The sequence below is a fragment of the Paenibacillus sp. FSL H8-0168 genome (genome assembly GCF_038592955.1).
Classification (GTDB): domain Bacteria; phylum Bacillota; class Bacilli; order Paenibacillales; family Paenibacillaceae; genus Paenibacillus; species Paenibacillus polymyxa_B.
In genome coordinates this window covers 2691014-2710794 of sequence record NZ_CP151948.1, presented here as the reverse complement: position 1 = coordinate 2710794, position 19781 = coordinate 2691014, and the positions used below count along the sequence as shown (strand labels likewise).

At 41.3% G+C, this 19781-nt stretch carries 18 protein-coding genes; 7 read left to right on the top strand and 11 right to left on the bottom strand.

The genetic code is table 11. The features are described from left to right. Positions 1–321: 321 nt before the first annotated feature. The 3 genes from MHI21_RS12480 to MHI21_RS12470 form a co-directional block, all read right to left on the bottom strand. Positions 322–2388: a thioredoxin domain-containing protein gene (locus tag MHI21_RS12480; RefSeq protein ID WP_342420123.1), complete on the bottom strand. Its 2067-nt coding sequence runs from the start codon at positions 2386–2388 to the stop codon at positions 322–324. Between the two features lie 128 nt (positions 2389–2516). Beyond that, positions 2517–3521, bottom strand: a complete 1005-nt coding sequence (locus MHI21_RS12475) for an alpha/beta hydrolase (RefSeq protein WP_342420122.1) — start codon at positions 3519–3521, stop codon at positions 2517–2519. A 422-nt stretch (positions 3522–3943) separates the two neighbouring features. Beyond that, positions 3944–4216 carry a CD3324 family protein gene (locus MHI21_RS12470; protein WP_341161512.1) on the bottom strand — a complete coding sequence of 91 codons (273 nt, stop codon included), beginning with the start codon at positions 4214–4216 and terminating at the stop codon, positions 3944–3946. Between the two features lie 401 nt (positions 4217–4617). Here MHI21_RS12470 and MHI21_RS12465 point away from each other — a divergent pair, with 401 nt between their 5' ends. Next, a complete protein-coding gene (locus MHI21_RS12465) occupies positions 4618–5340 on the top strand; it encodes a TetR family transcriptional regulator (protein ID WP_342420121.1) in 723 nt (240 codons plus the stop codon). A gap of 26 nt (positions 5341–5366) precedes the next feature. After that, a complete protein-coding gene (gene map, locus MHI21_RS12460) occupies positions 5367–6113 on the top strand; it encodes a type I methionyl aminopeptidase (RefSeq protein ID WP_254327420.1) in 747 nt (248 codons plus the stop codon). Between the two features lie 209 nt (positions 6114–6322). On the opposite strand, the gene MHI21_RS12455 is transcribed toward map, so the two are convergent. Beyond that, positions 6323–6613 carry a hypothetical protein gene (locus tag MHI21_RS12455; protein WP_341161514.1) on the bottom strand — a complete coding sequence of 97 codons (291 nt, stop codon included), beginning with the start codon at positions 6611–6613 and terminating at the stop codon, positions 6323–6325. A gap of 298 nt (positions 6614–6911) precedes the next feature. On the opposite strand from MHI21_RS12455, the gene MHI21_RS12450 reads away from it, so the two are divergent. Beyond that, positions 6912–7442: a DUF4303 domain-containing protein gene (locus MHI21_RS12450; RefSeq protein ID WP_342420120.1), complete on the top strand. Its 531-nt coding sequence runs from the start codon at positions 6912–6914 to the stop codon at positions 7440–7442. A 313-nt stretch (positions 7443–7755) separates the two neighbouring features. Here the strand turns inward: MHI21_RS12450 and MHI21_RS12445 are convergent, their stop codons facing one another. Then, the gene (locus MHI21_RS12445; protein WP_341161516.1) at positions 7756–8481 is read right to left on the bottom strand and encodes an RNA polymerase sigma factor; all 726 of its coding nucleotides are present in this window, start codon (positions 8479–8481) and stop codon (positions 7756–7758) included. 199 nt (positions 8482–8680) lie between these two features. Here MHI21_RS12445 and clpP point away from each other — a divergent pair, with 199 nt between their 5' ends. The 3 genes from clpP to MHI21_RS12430 are packed head-to-tail and all read left to right on the top strand — an operon-like array spanning position 8681 to position 10245. Then, positions 8681–9265 carry an ATP-dependent Clp endopeptidase proteolytic subunit ClpP gene (clpP, locus tag MHI21_RS12440; protein ID WP_341161517.1) on the top strand — a complete coding sequence of 195 codons (585 nt, stop codon included), beginning with the start codon at positions 8681–8683 and terminating at the stop codon, positions 9263–9265. Positions 9266–9324: 59 nt separating this feature from the next. Further along, on the top strand, positions 9325–9531 hold the full coding sequence (locus MHI21_RS12435; protein ID WP_341161518.1) for a hypothetical protein: 207 nt from the start codon (positions 9325–9327) through the stop codon (positions 9529–9531). Positions 9532–9579: 48 nt separating this feature from the next. Continuing rightward, on the top strand, positions 9580–10245 hold the full coding sequence (locus MHI21_RS12430) for an MBL fold metallo-hydrolase (protein ID WP_342420119.1): 666 nt from the start codon (positions 9580–9582) through the stop codon (positions 10243–10245). A gap of 170 nt (positions 10246–10415) precedes the next feature. Here the strand turns inward: MHI21_RS12430 and MHI21_RS12425 are convergent, their stop codons facing one another. After that, positions 10416–10991, bottom strand: a complete 576-nt coding sequence (locus MHI21_RS12425; RefSeq protein WP_342420118.1) for a TetR/AcrR family transcriptional regulator — start codon at positions 10989–10991, stop codon at positions 10416–10418. Between the two features lie 146 nt (positions 10992–11137). On the opposite strand from MHI21_RS12425, the gene MHI21_RS12420 reads away from it, so the two are divergent. Next, complete coding sequence (locus MHI21_RS12420) at positions 11138–12250, top strand: alpha/beta hydrolase (RefSeq protein WP_342420117.1); 1113 nt, start codon at positions 11138–11140, stop codon at positions 12248–12250. Positions 12251–12527: 277 nt separating this feature from the next. Here MHI21_RS12420 and MHI21_RS12415 read toward each other — a convergent pair whose 3' ends face one another. From MHI21_RS12415 to MHI21_RS12395, 5 genes are all read right to left on the bottom strand, one after another. Then, on the bottom strand, positions 12528–14555 hold the full coding sequence (locus MHI21_RS12415) for a family 43 glycosylhydrolase (RefSeq protein WP_342420116.1): 2028 nt from the start codon (positions 14553–14555) through the stop codon (positions 12528–12530). A gap of 67 nt (positions 14556–14622) precedes the next feature. Further along, entirely contained in the window at positions 14623–16518 is a 1896-nt protein-coding gene (locus tag MHI21_RS12410) for a carbohydrate-binding protein (RefSeq protein WP_341161523.1), read from the bottom strand. An 823-nt stretch (positions 16519–17341) separates the two neighbouring features. Continuing rightward, complete coding sequence (locus MHI21_RS12405) at positions 17342–17611, bottom strand: hypothetical protein (protein ID WP_342420115.1); 270 nt, start codon at positions 17609–17611, stop codon at positions 17342–17344. A 378-nt stretch (positions 17612–17989) separates the two neighbouring features. After that, positions 17990–18241 carry a hypothetical protein gene (locus MHI21_RS12400; RefSeq protein WP_250261422.1) on the bottom strand — a complete coding sequence of 84 codons (252 nt, stop codon included), beginning with the start codon at positions 18239–18241 and terminating at the stop codon, positions 17990–17992. Between the two features lie 5 nt (positions 18242–18246). After that, positions 18247–19449, bottom strand: coding sequence for a WXG100 family type VII secretion target (locus MHI21_RS12395; protein WP_076160939.1), 1203 nt, complete (start codon positions 19447–19449; stop codon positions 18247–18249). Between the last annotated feature and the right edge of the window lie 332 nt (positions 19450–19781).

Below are 19781 nucleotides of genomic sequence, written 5' to 3'. Positions count from 1 at the left end.
CGACAGACTCTCTTTCACATTTTTCACATCTGCTGCTAAAACGCTTGGACATAAAAGATATAAACACGCTAGTTAAATAGGTATATGTACTCATTTTCGAAAACAGCAAGGCTGGTCGGAACCGGTTCTTTGATATAATATACCTAAAAAATATTAAAAAAAATGCGTAGCATATGTTAAGAAAATATTAGTTTCATCTCACTATACCTACCTCTTAATATGAAAATAATCCCCTTGAAGGTAGCAAACATAAGGTCATTTTCGAAAATCACCTTATGCTTACTACCCCCGAGGGGATTAGGTTTGATCGCTTTATTCAGTTCAATCCAACAACACCTTCAGATCTTCAAGTCTGGTAACAGGTGCCTGACAGGTAAAATGCTCACACACATATACAGCTGGTTTGCCTTCCACAAGATTGTAATCACGGATATAAGAAACTGTCTCTGCAATCTCCGACTGTCCTTCATCCTTCAGAATAACGACCGTATTCGGCCTGAACCCCGCTCGAATCGCCTGAATGAACTGTACGGTCTGCGGATCGTCCCAATGACCTACAATCACAATCTCTTTTGTCGTTCCTGTTGCATACAGCAACGCGCTGAGCAAGGCTGAGCAGCCTGACGGGTAATGAGCAACCATGCCGCCAAAAGCCTTAAACTGCTTGGCTGCATAATTCTCCAATCGGGATTCACCCGTTAGCCGTGCAAGCCGCACAAAATTATGAGCCGCAATGCTGTTACCCGACGGAATCGCACCGTCATAGATTTCTTTAGGCTTGGCAATTAGCTGCTCACTATCTGACCCATAAAAGAATAATCCGTCCCGCTCCTCATCCCAGAATAAGTCGATCATATTTTGATTGAGCGTCAACGCCCGTTGCAGATACTCTATATCGAAGGTCGCCTGGTATAGCTCGATCAAGCCCCACACATAAAAAGCATAATCATCTACATAACCGGGATAAGCTGCTTCTCCGTCCCGATAACGTGCTAACAGCCGTCCGTTCTCCTGTTTCAAATGGTTCCACAAAAACGTCTCAGCTTTCTGAGCTTGCTCTGTATATCTTGTGTCTCCAAAAGCTTGTCCCGCCTTCGCCAGTGCAGCAATCATCAACCCGTTCCACGAGGTCAAAATCTTGTCATCCTTATGAGGATGAACCCGCTGTTCTCTGGCAGCAAACAGCTTGGCGCGTAGCTCACTAACCCGCTGTTCCAGTTCCTGCTCAGTCAAGTCATGTTTGATCCCATAGGCTTCCAGATTGATATCAATCAGGTTTGGAATGTTGTGGCCTTCAAAATTGCCGTAAGGTGTAATCCCATACAAATCGTTGAAAAAGGCGGCATCCTCATCGCCTAGTATAGCCCTTACCTCAGAGTCGTCCCAGACATAGAATCTCCCCTCTTCTCCTTCGGAATCCGCATCCTCCGCCGAATAAAAGGCACCCCCTGCATCCGTCATGTCTCTTGCGATATATGTAAAGATTTGTTCTGTAATCCGTCGGTACAGTTCCTTGCCTGTCACCTGCCAAGCTTCTGTATACGCGATGGCCAACAGAGCATTGTCATACAGCATTTTTTCAAAATGCGGCACCAACCATTTCTCGTCCACGGAGTATCGTGAGAACCCCATGCCTACGTGGTCGTAGATTCCGCCACGGGACATCGCATCTAGCGTTTTCTCTGCCATTTCCAGTGCCTGTTGATTCCCCGTATGCTGTGCATATCGCAGCAGAAAAGACAGGTTATGCGGAGAAGGAAACTTAGGAGCTTCCCCGAAGCCGCCATATTCCTTATCGAAGGTGTGGCTATATTCATGGAAGGCTTTATTCAAGCTCTGTTCATCCAGTTCACCGCGATAACCTGCAAGCAAGTCCTGCCGCTCATGCTCGGTAAGTACCTGCTCACTCAGCTCCACCAGCTCTTCGGGTTGTTCTTTCCACCGGGCACCCACCTTGTCCAGCAGCTCCAACAGTCCGACACGGCCATACTTTTGCTCCTTGGGCAAATACGTCCCCGCAAAAAAAGGCTTCTGATCCGGCGTCATCAATATTGTCAGTGGCCAGCCTCCATGCCCTGTCATCGTCTGGCAGATGGACATATAGATATGATCCACATCCGGACGTTCTTCACGATCCACCTTAATGGATACGTAATCCCTGTTTAATAGCTCAGCCACTTCTTCATCCTCGAAAGATTCTCTCCCCATTACATGGCACCAATGGCAAGTGGAATAGCCAACAGATAGGAAAATAGGCTTGTTATCACGTTTAGCAATTTCAAAAGCCTCATCTGACCAAGGGAACCAATTTACCGGATTGTGAGCATGCTGTAGCAAATACGGTGATTTTTCCTTGGATAGTCTATTCGGTTTGCTGCTCGTTGTCATGGGACATCACCACTTCCGTAGTTGGATTTTATGCTTGGTACTATTTTACCCTAAATGGGTGGTAAAAGTCGGAAGAGATGAAAAAAAGATGATATCAGATTAGAATTAATAACTGCAGTCGGAGCTTATTAGAGTTTAGCATTATACTCATTAGAATTTATATCAAAGATCTCCAGCGCTTTCAGTAAGGCGTATTCACTTGTTCTGGCCCCTTCTTTTGAAAAATGTGCATCCGGAAACGCAGGAGACATATGATGGTACCCGGGATAGACATGTAATTCCACTAAGACTCCATCAAAAGCTAGTTGTTTTGCAAAAACCAAGGCTTCATCAATGAATAAATCAAGGGTACCTATATTTATATAAGTCGGTGGTAACCCGGCCAATGACTTAGCACGGGCCGGCGCAAAATACTCATTTACCTCCTCTTGACCCGGTTCTTCCCCCAATACAGATTTCCAGCCAAAATAATTACTTTGTTTTGTCCAAATAAACTCTCCTGCGTATGGATGCTCTGGTGCGGTACTTGTCCGATCGTCTAGCATTGGCCTCATCAATCTTAGATGATGGATTTCGAATTCCTTCTGATCACGAATGTACAAGGCTAGGCCAGCCGCCAAACCGCCGCCAGCGCTGCTGCCCCCTACGGCAACTTTCTGAGTATCTATCCCTAACTCTTCCGCATGTTCAATACACCATTTTAGGCCCGAATAACAATCCTGTAACTGACTTGGCTGCACATGCTCTGGTGCTAGGCGATAGTACACGGATACACAACAGAAACCATGTTGTGCAGCAAGAGATGCATTAGCAGGACGATCCACGACTGGACTTCCTAAGACCATCCCGCCTCCGTGTATCGAATAATATAGAGGCATCTTATGATGCTTTGAATGTTTGGGCTTAATGATTTCTATTTGAATATCTGGACCACTAAAGTAACTTGGCACAACCTTTTTTTCTAATGTAATAGGGAACATCTGCGTTACATCTATTTGTTGCATCATTTGAGATTGATTTTTACGTGCTTCCATTAGTGTAGATTCGGTAAGATCGGTTGTTGGTATTAAATCAACTGCACTGATAATTTCCGGATCAATCAGATGTCTACTTCTACTTTTTTGCTCTCCCATAGTAATTGTTTCCTCACTTTCTTATTTTAAAGACAATGAATCAATACATTTTTCCCTTTAATTGTTGCTGTTGTTTATATTCATATTTTAAAGATTAAAATAAGCTTAATAAATGAAAACAACGATTTAGAATCATTTTTGGCATAAAAACAATAATGAAAAAATGAAGTACAGCCTTTGAAATAGAATGGGTCTGTTGGATCATCGGGGAGGGTGAACGGAATTTTGGGATCAAGAACGGTATGTAAAAAAGCTCAAGAGAGAAAATGAAATGCGAACACACATCAAACCTTTTGCCAAACAAAAAGACGTGACCGGATTGATTTTTCACCACGATCATCCGGTCACGCCCTAAGCTCACCATGTTATGAGGCCAAAATTAAATTCATTGACGCGAGTATAGCACCACGCCACTTTGCAAACTAGGTATTTTTATGTGAATACACAATTTTCTTAATGGTTTCGGTAGAGAGGAAAAATTCCTTAGCTAATTGCTCGATACTGCTGCTATTTTGAAAAGCATTTCTGATTGCAGCATTTCGCTGTTCAAGCAACATTCTCCCGCCACTCAAACTTCCCCAATCCATATATTCCGTTTTTGGCTTAGGAATATACAGAGTCTCTCCTTGAACATATTTTTGGATTTCCATAATTAGTTTTTGAGGTAAAACTTTTGTAGCATTCGTATATCTCAATTTTGCTCGCCCCTTATTTTGATTATTTTAAAATAAGGTGCAAAGCCAAAAATATTAAAAAAGCTTGTTCAGCGTTAAAAATGGTTTCGCCCCATACAAAGTAACGCTTTCCTAATAATTGGCTTTGCATGAGTGTAAGAAGTCACAGACAATCCCAATAGATTCTCCATCAGTAGGCACCCCCTTTTACTTCGCAAGTATAGCATAACTTCTGCTCACCTGAGACCAGCTAAATGATATCAGTACAATCAAACCATTAAAATTGAGCTAATAAATAACTGATCTTCATTCGTTTATGAGGTGTTGCCGGGACTTTTGTTTGCCCGACTCTTGTTATTCGCAAGCCGATGTTTTATATTGACATAAGAGTAGGTCAAAAATAAAAGAGGTGAACGGACGAGATGTCTCCACGTACGAAGGAACAAAACGAAGAGATCCGGCTGCGGCGTCTGGCGCAAATCCGAAAAGCCGCTGCCGATGTGTTTTTGAATAAAGGGCCTTTACTGGAAATCCGCGATGTGGCCGTGCAGGCGGGACTCGGCTATGGCACGGTATACCATTATTACAGCAATAAGGGCAATTTGCTCCACGATCTGCTGTGGGACGCGTTGGAGCGGGCCGGGGGATGGCTGGAGGCCCCGCGCGCTTCGGCTTCGGGGGAGGCGCCAGCGGGCGAGCATTTCGGCTTGGCTGCTGCGGCGGACACCGGGAACTCGGCTGCCGCGGATTCCCAAAGCAGCAGCCGCGAAACGGTCGCTTCCACAGAGCTTGGCTCCGTCGCCGCCGCCGGCATTCGGCTGCTGCAGCTTTGGGCGGAGGACCACGCCTTGTACCTGCTGCATAAGCTGGCCGGTGAGGGCTTTGCCTCGCTGCCTGAAGCGCGCTCTGCCCCGCTCTCGGACGCCTTTCGCCGGGAGGTGCTCGCGCCGCTTGCCTCGCTGCTGGAAACCGGTCGTGCGGCGGACGGGGCTACCGCTTCCGGCGTAAACGCGGCGGAGCCGCCGTATCGGCTACAGCGCGCGGAAATGCTGCTGGCCGCCTTGGTCGGCTGCGCGTCGCTTTCGCTTCGTCGCGGAAAGCTGCACGAGGAGGCCAAAGATATCGTCCGGTTTTTAAAATTATAGAATTGATAAGGAGCGAATACACAAAGATGATCATTCTAAAATCACCTAGGGAAATCGAAGAGATGAAGCCGGCGAGCCAAATCGTTGCGGACTGCTACCGCGAGGTGGCCAAACTGATCGAGCCTGGGATCACCACCCGGGAAATCAATGACTTTGTTGCCAGACACATCACCAAGCTGGGTGGCAAGCAGTTTACGAAAGGGTACAACGGTTTCCCCGCCGAAACCTGCATTTCGGTCAACGATGTGGTGGCCCACGGCATTCCTTCGAACCGGGCGCTTATGGACGGCGACTTGCTGAAGCTCGACATCGTCGTGGAATATGGTGGATGGTTTGGCGATTCGTGCTGGTGCTATGCGGTGGGCAATATCCGGCCGGAAGCGCAAAAATTAATGAAGGTGACAAAGGAATGCTTGGATATGGGGATCGCCCGGGCACTCCCGGGGGGCCGGCTCGGCGACATAACGTCGGCGATTCAACAACATGCGGAAGCGAACGGGTATTCAGTCGTGCGCGATCTGCTGGCGCATGGGATCGGGCGGAGCCTGCACGAGGAGCCGAGCTACGAGCATATCGGCGTAGCCGGCAAAGGCATTCGGTTAAAGGAAGGCATGGTGTTTACGATTGAACCGATGCTCAACGAAGGTACGTTCCGTATCACGATCGACGACGATCAGTGGACGGCGAGAACGGCCGACGGCAAGTTGTCGGCGCAATATGAGCATACGATCGCAGTTACTGCGGACGGACCACTGATTTTAACGGCCCAGTAAGAATAGAGGAGAACGGACGGCAATGCGTCATTTTAGGAAATAAGTCGCCAACCCGCCCTCCTTGGCCTGACGAAAGTTCGTAATCCGAAACGCGAAAAAGCGCTGGTTCCAGCTTGGGACCAGCGCTTTTTTTATATGGTTTGTAACTTTACCGATTTACGAAAAACCACGTTGTTATACGGTTTTTTTATTATGCCTTTGGTATCGTGTTACGGATTTACACTCTCTGCTTTGCTAGCCTGTCTTGCGTGTATTTTTTTCATTGCAAATCTTGCTATTGGCTGAGCAACCAATAGCTCAATCCAAAATCTTACTAATAAAACAACGATAATCCACATAAACGGAATAATCTTTAGCGTTTCTAAATAGTTTTCTTTACTAAAGCCTCGTTCCAATCCCATAATAATGGGGGCGATCGTGTTTACTGAAATAATTGAAATAATCAATAAAAATAATATACCTTCTTTTGCGTTTTGAGGCAGTCTTTCTTCCTTATACATATTGTTTCCCTCCGAAATAAAAATATTTCAGATGGTAGACGTATCATGCGACATATATTTTTGGTCATTAAAACTAGTACCAATATCTCTACACACTGATCTAACAATTATAACAACTTTTTTTAAACAAATAAAAGGGTTTTCTAAGTTTATCAAGGTGACATTCGTTAACTGTGACGATCCTTGGATTGTCAGTACAAGACAAGAATAGCAAGAGAATAAACGGTAGGCTACACGGTCGTGCTAATAATGTAAAATATAATCAAGCATAAAACTCATAAAGGAGTATATGAACCCGATGAACAATTTTCTGAATGAATTTGAGGAAAGATTTAGGGCAGGATTTTTGGATGATCTTAAAAGCATACTGGAAGAAGTGAAGAATGAGAAGGTTTACAGTTGTGCTTTTGGGACAGACAGCGATTTTGTCACTTTGTTTCTTGCTGTTAATACGGAGGAATCACTTGTTAGACATATCACAAACATGAAAGCCCAAGGCCTGTGCAACAGCAAGGAAGATGAAAATTATTATAGATGGGGATTTTGCGAATATCAATATGGCGATACAACACACTTGAATCATATTAGCAAATTTCTGTATGCAACCGAAAATGTGTTTGACTATAAAGATGAAGTGATAAAAATTATGGCCAAGGTAGTTAAGGAAACAGACGATGTACTTATTAATCAATTTGGCCAATCCAAAGAAGATATTATTTTTTTCGTGTCCATGACGGATGATGATATGGCCGAGGAACTGGAAAATCAGTCCGTAATTCAGATGACAAACGCCAAATTAGTTGATGACTTCTTGCATCGTTATCAATAGAAGTGCAGTTTGGAATATTACACTCATTTCGTTTAGGTAGGTTGCTTTGCTAGACAAATTCGCAATGTGCTTGTCCTATGCATCGCTAGTACCCTCTTGATCTACACGGGGTAGTACTAGCGAAGCTGACACTACCCCCGGGGTTCCTATCTTCTAGCAAATTTTCTAATTCACTTATTTGAACATTCCCCTTCCGCTATCTTCTTTAATATACTTCATTTTATTCCCAGCTAAGAGCTGTAAATTGGTATGACCGGGAACTTGTTTCATCAGAAACAACCACTATGATCAGCCCCGCATTTCTCTTCGCAAACTACGCCGCTATCATACTCATGGTATGGGAATCCGTTTGTTTTACTAAAGCGAGACTCCGCTGCAGCTTATGATTGACGATTCCGATCACCACGTCCGGCTCCATTTCATCCTGATGGGAGAGCATAACCATAGCTGCAATATCTCCCTTCTGATATGCCGCCGTCAACGCCCTTAGAAAAGTCTTCGAGTTTTCACTTTCCGGTAAGGATAACTCTCCTTTGAGGAGATCCTTCTTGACTGCTTCAAGCGATTTTCGTGCCCGGTGGAGTGCAACTTTTACCGCTCCCTCCGTTGTTTCGAGCATGTCGGATGTCTCACTAATCGAATATCCAAACACATCTCGCAGCAAAAAAACAGTTCTCTGAAGCGGAGATAAATGTTTCATTAAGGACTGCAACGCTATCTCGATTTCAAAAGATCCATGATCCGGTACAGTTACTTTCGCTTGTTCCCTATTCAATATTCGAGTGTAGACTGCTTTTCTCCGTATATCATCAATCCAGATGTTCTTAGCAATTCGTAGCAAAAGCGCTTTGGGATTTTTATGCTCGAAGCTATTTAACTTACCTAATGCTTTTATCCAAGTGTCCTGAGCCAGTTCTTCCGCATCCCAATTTGATTTCGTAAGCGACAGACAGTAACGTTTCAGGACCGCCTGTAATTCCTTCAAGTTCTCGATGTTTATTGTATTATCTGTCATTTGTATAGAATCATCTATGCGCATAGGTCCTCTCCTCCACGGTCTTATTCTGCCCTTTCCTAGAGCAAAGCCATTTGCTACCTCCAATGTAAACGAACAAGTGGTTGTAAAAGTTACACCATTTACGTAAATCGTTTTCCCATTGAAACCTCCGTATCTTTTTACGGCCTCGGTTCGTTTACAAGGAGAAATCAACTGAAAACAAGAAATTGGGGGTATAAAAATGAGTGTTTATGTTCCTTATGTTGTTGAGCAAACCGCTCAAGGTGAAAGATCGTACGATATCTATTCCAGACTCTTAAAGGATCGTATTGTGTTTGTCGGGGCAGCCATCGATGATCATTTGGCTAACAGTATTATTGCTCAATTATTGTTCCTGGCGGCTGAAGATCCGGAAAAAGAAATTTACATGTATATCAACAGCCCGGGTGGCTCTACTTCCGCAGGATTTGCCATTTATGATACGATGCAGTACATCAAACCCAATGTACACACGATATGTACGGGATTCGCTGCTTCGTTTGGCGCGATCTTGTTGCTGGCGGGCGCCAAAGGGAAACGTTCGGCGTTGCCGAACAGTGAAATCATGATCCATCAGCCGCACGGAGGCGCACAAGGGCAAGCCAGCGATATTGCGATTAGCGCGAAACGAATTTTATGGACTCGTGAAAAGGCAACTCGTATCACAGCTGAACGAACCGGACAATCTTTTGAAAAAGTCGAAAAAGATATGGAGCGGGATTTTTACATGTCCGCTCAGGAAGCACTGGAATATGGGGTTATTGATCAAGTGATAACTTCTTTGTAGAGTATGCTCAAAACCTAATGATCTGCAAGAAACTTCAAGAAATAATACGAGGTGATATCATGTTAACAAGCTTACAAGGAAAGGAAGTAACTATTCATTTTATAGATGGGACCCATGTATGCGACGGGGTACTGGATCAGATTGACGACAAGTTCGTTAAATACCTTACGCAATATCAGACGCTTGTTATTCCTATTACATCCATTCGCACCGTATCCATTGACATTAAGGAACGGCAACGCTACAGAGTTGGATTCGCCCCATGAACCTATTTTAGCATGGGTGGCAATTACATTGTACGGAGGCCCGATATTATGGAAATTTCACAGGGAGTAGAAATGCTTCAGCTAGATTTTCATGGGAATATGATTCACCCCATTCTTTTGTGGGATCAAGAAACGGTTGTTTTAATAGACACAGGATTCCCCGGACAAATGGAAGATTTACGCGTGGCTATGGAAAAGGTTGGCGTGTCGTTCGACCAACTAAAATCTGTGATTTTGACGCATCAGGATGTGGATCATATAGGAAGTCTTCCTGAGATTTTGCAGGAGTGTGGCGATCATATTAAAGTCTATGCACACGAACTAGATAAGCCGTATATTCAGGGGGATATCCCACTTTTAAAAGATAGTCACCTTGAGAATCCCCCGAAGGGCAAAGTGGACGATACCTTAATAGATGGTCAGGAACTGCCGTTTTGCGGCAGAATTCGAGTCATCCATACGCCTGGGCATACTCCTGGCCATATCAGCCTTTATTTAATGCAAAGTAAGACTCTTATTGCCGGGGATTCGATGTACAGTGTTAACGGGATTCTCGGGGGAATTCATGTCCCGACCACACCGGATATGGATGCAGCTCATCTCTCATTGAAAAAGTATTTAGATCTCGACATTGCATCTGTAGTTTGTTATCACGGGGGATTAAGTAATGTACATGTGAATGATCAGATATTAGGACTTACCCAAGGATTATAAAGTTAAAGTTCCAGCAAGCTGCCTTTTGGTGAAACGATGTTGTTAGCGTAGAAGAATTGAACCAGTGCTTCAATTCTTCTACTGTTTCCTCCCTTCGACCCCTTCTTTAAAGCTTATTCCTGCAACCCATCTGATGATATATCAGTCATAAAAACCTCACTCCACGCGTGCTAACTTGTATATAGATCAGACTTTAACTGAGAAAAAATATATTCTTGCATTTGATCTAAAAGAAGAATGATGTTAGTATCTTTACCATTTTTCAAAACCCACTGAATAGACATCATTGAGTTAGCAGCATATAGTTCTGCTAAATACTCCAATGCGATCGAAGTTGAAGAATTCTGTTGCTTTAAATAATCTAAGCAAGTCCTAATCAAAATTTGTTCAAATTCTTTACGTAAATCAGCTGATACTTCATGAACGGTTAACAATGTTGAAATTTCCAGCTTATTTTTAATCATATTATCGGTTACAAGTTCTATGGCATTGGCCACCTTGCCATCTTTCATGGAATCAAAACGCTGCTCAATTTCAACTTTAAAATCAGAAGCATACTGTTTAACTAATTTTTCTAGCAAGTCGTACTTATCCAAATAATGACTATAAAAAGTAGAACGTCCGATAAGGGATTGATCACAGATTTTTTTGATCGTAATATCTTTAAAATCATGTTGTTGGAGTAATTCAATGAAAGCTCGCTCAATAGCTATTTTTGTTTTATAAATTCTGATATCTTCATTCATTTAACCACTTGCTCCTTATGTGTAAGTTTTCGAACACTTCATATATACCGTGTAAGATATCTTACAGATTATGCGATACTAATTATTTTTTATGTAGTAACTATACTCTATAGTAAGCACATACCCAAATTGAAGGAGGACAATATATGTTTAAATGCTATGTCAATAACGAACAGTTCAATCTTCAAATTAATCGTTTTATCAATGATTATTTTCAAGAAGATGATCGAGCACAAGCTGACTTAGAAAAAATGATTCCGAAATTAAAAGACACCCATAGCTGGTATGAAGCTTGGCTCAATTTTGCAAGGGAACGCGAAGATAGCAAGGACTATGACTTAGCCTCAGTCTACTATCAAGCAGCAGAATTTTATCTTGCAACCACAGACCCCAATAAAGAAAAAATGTATCAGAAATATAGAGAAACATTCTATAAAGGCTTTCATGATTTTGATTATGAATCCTACAAGATTCCCTATGAAGACTCCTATCTTCCTGCAGTAAAATTGTTGGCGCACGGAGCTACGAAGACATTACTTGTCTTTGGTGGGTATGATTCTTACATGGAAGAGATGCTTAAAATGATGAAATTCATGAAGGGAATTAATTACAATATTATTGTATTTGATGGTCCAGGCCAAGGAACTGCATTAAAAAACGGTCTAAAATTCATTCACAACTGGGAAAAGCCCATATCAACGATGATTGATTATTTCAAACTAGATCGTGTAAGTCTCGTAGGTGCTTCTTGGGGAGGGTATTTAGCTATGCGTGCAGCAGCCTTCGAAAAGAGAATCGATAAAGTAGTTGCTTTTAACATTTTCTATTGTGGTTTAGATGCCTTAAAAATGGGAATGCCAGAAGAAACTTACCAGAGCATAGTGCAGCTAGTCGATCGTAATGAAGTAGACCAAGTAAATTTATTATTCGAACAGATGATGACTCACAATATTGATTTGCATTGGAAGATTACCAAAGGGATGGAAAACACCGGTGAAGCAACGCCTTTTGATCTCATTAAAAATTTCGAAAAGCACACGATGCACGGCATTGGGGCATTCATTAATCAAGATGTTCTTTTACTAGCTGGAGAAGATGATCAATACGTACCTATTAGCCGACTCGCTCAAATCCAACAAGAATTAATCAATGCTGCGTCCATTACAACCAAAGTATTTACTAAAGAAACGGGCGGTGAGCAACATTGCCAAGCAGGTCACAGAGAGTTAGCATTTAATGAAATGAAGAAGTTCCTATAACAACTGTAAATATATATTTTTTTATGCGCAACATGCCCATCAAAATCGTAGTTCCATAGCTTCAATCGTTGTTATTCAATTGGCAAGTAAAAACCGACTCCAATTATGGAGTCGGTTTAGTCCATTCATTTTCCCCTGTTATCTCAATGGAGAAGTCCGTAATTTCCTCTGAGCTTTTCAATTCATGCGGCCTAGCATGGTTAGATTTTCGAACCGAAGAACCTTGAAGGAGCGCAAGAAACGAACTTAGATCCACAGCTTCAAACCCTCTTGTTTGTCACTGCAAGTTTAAATAATCAAAATCAACAAAACCACCCGTTGATTTAGTAGCATAATTGAACAAAGCAAAACGGTATCCCATAAAGTGAGGGATTGTATATGACATCTGAAGTGTGTTGCCTATAGCCGTCCAATTTGTGCCGTCAAGACTGTAGTAGAAATATGCTTTATCCATCTGATTTGTAAAATCACATATAAGCTTAAGATATACTCTGTTCTGGGTGAAAGGGACACTTGCCACTTCAGTCATTGCTCCAGAGCTGGCATTCACCATAACAATGGATTTGGAGGTCCCGTTCATCTTTATGCCTACAAATCCATAATTAGCCTGAAAAGCTGCAAGACCGGAATAGTCTCCGTCCTTCATCCCGCTTGTTTCCATTGCAATGATTCCTGTACTTTTCGGTCCAAATGTCCTTTGGGTAAGCGTATTTCTGGCATCCAGAATACTTTTACTCACTTTCCCTGTAGTCATTCTCATAAATCCAGGACGCTGTGTAAGGGACCAATGAGTATTGTCAGGATTGTGGTTCCATTGCCACTCCTTTTTAAGAGTTGCTTCAGAAGACGAGGTTCCTGTAAACGAAACATCGTCCACATAGAAATTCATCAAATCACTTGTTGGGTCTGGGGTTGAACTGTAGGGTGTCTCAATGAAAATAAACGTTTGTGAGAGGTCGGCACCTGTCGGAAGTGTATATGTTCCTTGAATTGTGCCCCATTGGCCCTTGGTTAGCGTGGTGGACCCAAGAATCGATATACCTGTGTAACTTGGACCATTCTGAATACCAAAATTAAATTGCTTAGTGGCAGGGCCTTCAGTGTATTTAACCTTTGCAGAAAAATTATACATTCCGCCGGCTGTTACTTTTCCGGTAATTACTTGTTTTGGACCAGCAGCTGTTTGTTGTCTACCGCTGACAAACAAGCTTTTTGAGCCGATGTAATAGTCTGTAGTGGTTGCTGCAACAATTGCAGTGTTATTATTCGTCCACGGGCTTATGGTGGCATTTTCAAATCCACCGTTTGCAATAAGCTGACTGGAGGCTTGAGAAGATGAAAACTCATCAGACGCATAGACCTTCTTTTCGGGATAACCTTCAACAGGAACATCCATCGTAAGAGGAACCTTACCGTTAACACCGAATACCGGCCAATTATTTAACCATGTAACCGGAACAAGATACGGCATACGTCCAATTGCTCCGCTGTCTTTAAACAGCATAGCATACCAGGAGCCAGAAGGAGTATCAACAATTCCCCCCTGTGCAATACCTGAATCATTCAATGACACCTGACCTGTATAGGATCCTGTCAAGCTACTTGCACGATAGGTTAATTGTGTGCGGTTGCCTCCCGATGGCCAGCATATAAGAAATATATAGTACATTCCCTTGATCTTTTGTATGTGCGCGCCTTCAGCCTTGACTATGAAGCTGGACCCGGCAATATTACTGGCAGCGGAAATAATCACCTGATTAAGTCCCCCTGGCTTGATAGCCTTTGCATCTGCAGTAAGCTCAATAATGCTGATATTATCACTGCCATAAACCAAGAATACACGTCCATTATCAAACAGCAGCGATGCGTCATGATAATAGTTGTCAAGCACTGATGATGTCCATGGACCAGTTTCTATATTGCTGGTTTGATAGATGTATGTTTTGCCGGTAGAATTGGAGCCAAAGGACACATAGTAGATGCCGTTATAATATCTAAGGCTGCTTGCCCACGAGCCTTTTCCATATTCGTTCTGCCCGTTTTTAAGATTTTGTGCGTCATTGTTGGCATACGTATCGTAAACATAATTTACGATTTCCCAATTGACGAGATCATAAGATTTCATGATCGGAACTCCATGATTCATGTGCATGGTCGTGCTAGTCATATAAAAAGTATTACCTACCCTGATAACATCGTTGTCTGGAGAATCAGCATTTATAAACGGATTTGTAAAAGTAGTAGCTGCAAATACAGAAGTATTGGACATCATACTCATGAATAATGGTAAAACTAATAAAAGCACACTTATCCTCCTATACATATTAGAATCGCCCCTAATCTTTGATAGGTTTAAAAGCTTTTAGTTTTAGTTAATTAAATTGTAAATAATCCACATAGGCATCCCAAGTCCCGTTATCGGTGGTTACAATCAGTCTGACCTCTTGATTTCCGGTTACATGGGTGATATTAGACAAGGTTTGGACCGTCGGCGTAGTTCCAGTAAAATAAAAGGAACCAACTGTGGTTCCTCCTATTTGTAAGTCTACTCTGGCGGTACTGGAGTTATTCGAAGCACCCCTGACTGAAATACTATGAGTAGAGTTGGCAAAATACTGAGTGTATGCACTATAATTATCATTGGCGTATAAAGCCACCCCATTGAAAGGAGAACTGATCTTCCCAGCGTAAGTACCACCGAGAGTCATATCCTCAGCTTCAACCCTTGTTCCAGTAGTATTGGGTGTAAACTGCCAGTAATCAATATTAAATAAGTTACCAGTCCCTGTTCCGGTAAACACTAAGAAAACCTTGTGGACTCCTGTTGCATTGCTTACAGTGGTTTCGACTTCCTTCCAGGTCTGTGTTCCTCCAGTAGAACTGACATTAAGAGTTCCAACCAGAGGACCCGTTGCACTGTCCAGACGTATTTCTATTTTACCGCCTGCATTGGATGCTATGTTTGCTTTAAACGTCTTGGCTCCACCGCTACCAAAGTCGGCATTTCCTACAGCGATCCAATCTCCATTGTGTACGTTTGTCACATTAAGATTATTTGTCGGTCCGCCTGATGCTTGACTCGCCTCGGTTGTAACCCCTGCATTCCACCCGATTGTTTCAGCCTCAATCCTATTGTATGGATTAAGATTGGCTATCTGAGGCACGCCTGCCATATTTCCCTGAACCTCTTGTATCGTTACATTTGTATTATGGATAAGCTTGTTAATATTAGGAGAACGATATCCTTTCCCTTCTCCCAACAGAGCCTTGCTGACAGTTTGGGAATGGTACACTACATACCATTGGTTATTAAAGTTAAACACCGAATGATGGTTATTTCCACCAACTCCGAAAAATGCTTGTGGATTTTTCAGGAAATGTCCAGTATAAGTAAAGGGTCCCATAGGACTGCTGCTCACCATGTAGCCTATTTCACCTGCTGGGTAATTTGACGGGTGTGTACCGGAGAAATTGATACAATAAGAGTAATAATATTTGCCGTTATACTTATGAATTCCTGAGTCTTCAAACATGTAAGGAGCATCAATGGTTACTGCACTTCCAATAATACTGGTCATATCAGCGCCCAGTTTTAAAACTCTGGCTGTTTTAGGATTTGCAATTGAAGCTGGGTCCGAAGTATTGGGTATACCTCCACCAACATACAGATATCCTGTACCATCATCATCCACCAATACTGCCGGGTCAAAAAGCCATGTAACTCCAGACATTCCAGTTGTACCGTGTGTAACAAGAGCCTTTCCGAGTGGGTCTGTCCATGGTCCTATCGGAGTGTCTGCAGTTAGTACACCAATACCTGAGGCACCATTTGCAAAATAAAGGAAGAATTTATCCTTACCATTTATTTTTTTATGTGCAACGGCCGGTGCCCATGAGAGTGATGCCCATTTTGCAATACCTTTTCCATTATTTTTGTTATTGTATCCTGCGACCGGAATTGCACCGTGGTCTGTCCAGTTCACCATGTCAGCAGAAGATATGACGAATATTTTATTTAGTTCACTAAAATCATTCTCTTTCACCGTTCCATTACTGTTATATACATATGCATCACTCGACATATAGATATAAACCCTTCCATCATAGACCAACGCATAGGGATCCGCCCCCAATTTATGGTCCATAAGAGGATTTGAATTCCCTGGAAGCTTTGCAATTGCATTGTTAGCAGCATGTACAGGTACCATTGGTAAACAACTCAGCAATAATGTAAAAGCTAATAAAAACACCGAAAATTTTTTAATCATAAACATATTACCTCCATTTCTATATATCATGTCTATTAAAAGTTTACAAATTGCCTATGCATAGATTTAATTAGTAATTTTGTATCCTATTTGAAGGTTAGTGCTCCGAAACTCGGACTTGTAACATTTTCAGCAGATGTTATAGCCTCCCTTCTAAATTTGTAACCGCTTTCATTTTTGGGTGGGGATTCGAATCAAACCGAATTAGTTCATCATTTTATTTTCGCCCAATAAATTTCAGTTAATGGCTTTTTATAATTACCTTGGTTACGGTACATACAGCAAACTGCGTTGCACGGGTTCCAGGCATTCTTTTGGATATCAGCGCCTTAATTCACCGATGGCAAGCCATAACAGTCGTCTTCATGCAAGATGGTGCATTCGAGCTGTTTGTGCTCAAATGTCAATCCCCAAATTCCCCTCCCTTCTTTATCATTTCACGTACCGATTGAAAACTTTAACTTTAGAGTTGAACTTGAAAGCTTTTACATAATTACAAAGGAATATTATGTCGTTAGTAAGCGTGGAAGCGAGTTTTAGGCTACGCAGTCGGGGAAATGATATCCAGGAATATAATACCATAAACGCCACTTTGGAACAAGTGCGACAGCTTTGCAACTTGTGGAGTATGCTAATAATTCCAGGCTGTTGCGAAGCTTATATTCATTTCATTTTATGCGACTAGTTGCATGATATAAAACTATGGGGTTCTTTTCTTCTAGCAAATTTTCTAACTCATCTATTGAACATTTTCCTTCTTCAATTTTTTTACTATATTCATTTTATTCCTCCTTAAAACAGATATTAATTAATGTTCCAAACTTTAAATACTTGCCCCCACTTGAACAAGATCAGGAGATGCTAACTTACCAATGCATATTCCAATATTCTTCTTTTCAGCCATTGAAGTTGAAATTTGAACAGAGCTAACGCTTAATACCATTTCATTTTGATTTGTATATTTAATAAGAATTTTATTACCTATCATTTTTTTTATTTCTGGGTAGGTTAAATGATCTAATCCTTTGTTTGTTCCTACTATAATTGTACCTTCATCTTTTGACTCAAAAGTTAAACTAACATCTTTATTCAATTGGATTTTCTCTCATGAATTCTTTTTTGGACCTTATCTATACACAACCACAGTCTCATCATACTGTTCTTTATAAAGTAAAATAAATGCTTCCATTCTCAAAATCACCTTTACGTACTCCCCTTAATATTATTGATTGTTAACATAATCCGAATTAGATGCAATTCCCTTAACTAGAATTCATTTACAATATCTTCGATTTCACTAGCAAACTTTCTCATCTATAAAGAAAGCCTTCTGTCTACACGTATTTCCCAAGCCTCGTACTGCACCTCTTGTAATAAAAAAAGTAACTCCTAATGTGAGAGCTACTTTAAAAAACTAAAATGGCATCGCCATTTGTTTCTACGATTCTTGTAAATAGTTTATATGTTTCACTTACGATTCAATAGTAGTTTTTTCTACGAAGTTTCCATTCTCCTTAATAATCATCCTTGCCAACCTTCGTCCCGCTCTCTTAAAGAAAAATTCGTCAGCATAATTCTCTGAAACTATCGGTGAAATTTGATTTATAACCTCATTTTTTTTGTCATATTCTATTTTCCCCATTACATCTTCACTCGGTCCATAACTATATACAACTCTTTCCTCATCTTCGTAATCTTTTAACATGATTATATATACGGCCATTATTCTCACTCCTCATAAATCTTTTCCCAATTCCATGGTCTTCCAGATTCTATAGTTTTATCATGTGCTGTTCTGTAATTCGTATGGAATATGCCTTCAAATCTCGATTCAAAAAGCTCATGATGTAGTAATTGTACATCAGAATCCACGTACTTCCCATCCATTAATCTCTCCCACGCTTGTGATAACTCAAAGTCTGGGTCAAATCTCCCGATTCCATGATCTTTAATGTGGGTATCGTTAAAAACATGGTCTTTGATTCTTTGAATTCTATTTTCTGAAAAACCAGTATTTTTAGAAATGGCTTCCACGTCTTGATTTCCTAAATTCCTAAATTTTTCATACAACTCTTCTGCAATAGCTTCTTCTCTAAAAAATTGCTCTGGAGAAATATTACGAGCACCAGTTTCAGCATAATTAAAATCGTCTGATTTTATATTAGAAGAGCGCTGTTCGCTTTCTTTTAAAATATTGGCTTTACTCTGAGTCGATTCAAACTTTACAGACCCTTCCAAAATATTTTTGGGCTTAATCAGCGCTTTGGTTGTCGTAGAACCTATCATCAAACCAGCTGTACCAATCAAATTTGCCATATGTTCTTTTGACCATGCATTTGTGGGATTAAATGCTCCCTGAATCATGCCCGATACTCCAAATGTACCGAAATTGAGCATGTCATTCCACGAATCGTTTTGTTTAGCTGCCCGTTCCATGTACCCTTGATACATTCCCTTCGGAATGCCGTACGACATATAATCTAGGAAGCTCCAGACTGAATCAAATTTTTTCTCATATCGTTCTGAATTAGCTGCTACAAAATCCTGCCCAAGCTCCGTTAAGCTATCCGCCGATTTCTGAAGCGCATTTCGTGTATCTGCAACAGGAACTGCGCAAGTATTCGGTGGAGGTGGCAAGCAACCTGGGTCTAGATTCCCATCCTCCATCATATCTGCTAATCTAAACTTATTTGCATGCTGCCGTAGTTCTCTAGCAATCGAATCTGTTAGTGTAACAAAGTCAGCCATATTCTTCTGAGATGTTTGGAATCTATAATAGAATTGCTCCTTTGTTATCCCCTCCCAAAATCGTTCCATAAACGAAATTTGCTGCGATAACTGACTATTCATTTGCATCGCCGTTTGCTGCGCAAGCTCAAATTTCTTAGAGACAGTTATAAGTTGTTCAGGTGTCACTTTAATTGTTGTCATAATTTACCTCGGTTGAGTTCATTAAGACATAATAACATTATTCAAATTTATGGAAAACAATCTTTATTACTAATTGTTATATGAATTAGAAGACTTAATCCCTATGACCTCTGACTTATATTTATTAAATTCAGCTCCCCTTCATTATAAATAAGTACCTTTTTAATGCCTCATCTTCTTCTGAATAATCGTGAAAATATATCTTATTTCAGTTATATGATCATAAGATTAACAGCCATCTCATATTAAATAAGCCGGTACGCTATAGCGTCCGGCCCTTGCCTTTTAACTCTATTCTGTATAAGTTTTCTTTCCCTTTACTTTACAAAGGT

Coding starts and splice junctions, on each gene's coding strand:
- MHI21_RS12480 (WP_342420123.1), bottom strand. CDS start 2,388: ATGACAACGAGCAGCAAACCGAATAGACTATCCAAGGAAAAATCACCG.
- MHI21_RS12475 (WP_342420122.1), bottom strand. CDS start 3,521: ATGGGAGAGCAAAAAAGTAGAAGTAGACATCTGATTGATCCGGAAATT.
- MHI21_RS12465 (WP_342420121.1), top strand. CDS start 4,618: ATGTCTCCACGTACGAAGGAACAAAACGAAGAGATCCGGCTGCGGCGT.
- map (WP_254327420.1), top strand. CDS start 5,367: ATGATCATTCTAAAATCACCTAGGGAAATCGAAGAGATGAAGCCGGCG.
- MHI21_RS12455 (WP_341161514.1), bottom strand. CDS start 6,613: ATGTATAAGGAAGAAAGACTGCCTCAAAACGCAAAAGAAGGTATATTA.
- MHI21_RS12450 (WP_342420120.1), top strand. CDS start 6,912: ATGAACAATTTTCTGAATGAATTTGAGGAAAGATTTAGGGCAGGATTT.
- MHI21_RS12445 (WP_341161516.1), bottom strand. CDS start 8,481: ATGCGCATAGATGATTCTATACAAATGACAGATAATACAATAAACATC.
- clpP (WP_341161517.1), top strand. CDS start 8,681: ATGAGTGTTTATGTTCCTTATGTTGTTGAGCAAACCGCTCAAGGTGAA.
- MHI21_RS12435 (WP_341161518.1), top strand. CDS start 9,325: ATGTTAACAAGCTTACAAGGAAAGGAAGTAACTATTCATTTTATAGAT.
- MHI21_RS12430 (WP_342420119.1), top strand. CDS start 9,580: ATGGAAATTTCACAGGGAGTAGAAATGCTTCAGCTAGATTTTCATGGG.
- MHI21_RS12425 (WP_342420118.1), bottom strand. CDS start 10,991: ATGAATGAAGATATCAGAATTTATAAAACAAAAATAGCTATTGAGCGA.
- MHI21_RS12420 (WP_342420117.1), top strand. CDS start 11,138: ATGTTTAAATGCTATGTCAATAACGAACAGTTCAATCTTCAAATTAAT.
- MHI21_RS12410 (WP_341161523.1), bottom strand. CDS start 16,518: ATGATTAAAAAATTTTCGGTGTTTTTATTAGCTTTTACATTATTGCTG.
- MHI21_RS12400 (WP_250261422.1), bottom strand. CDS start 18,241: ATGGCCGTATATATAATCATGTTAAAAGATTACGAAGATGAGGAAAGA.
- MHI21_RS12395 (WP_076160939.1), bottom strand. CDS start 19,449: ATGACAACAATTAAAGTGACACCTGAACAACTTATAACTGTCTCTAAG.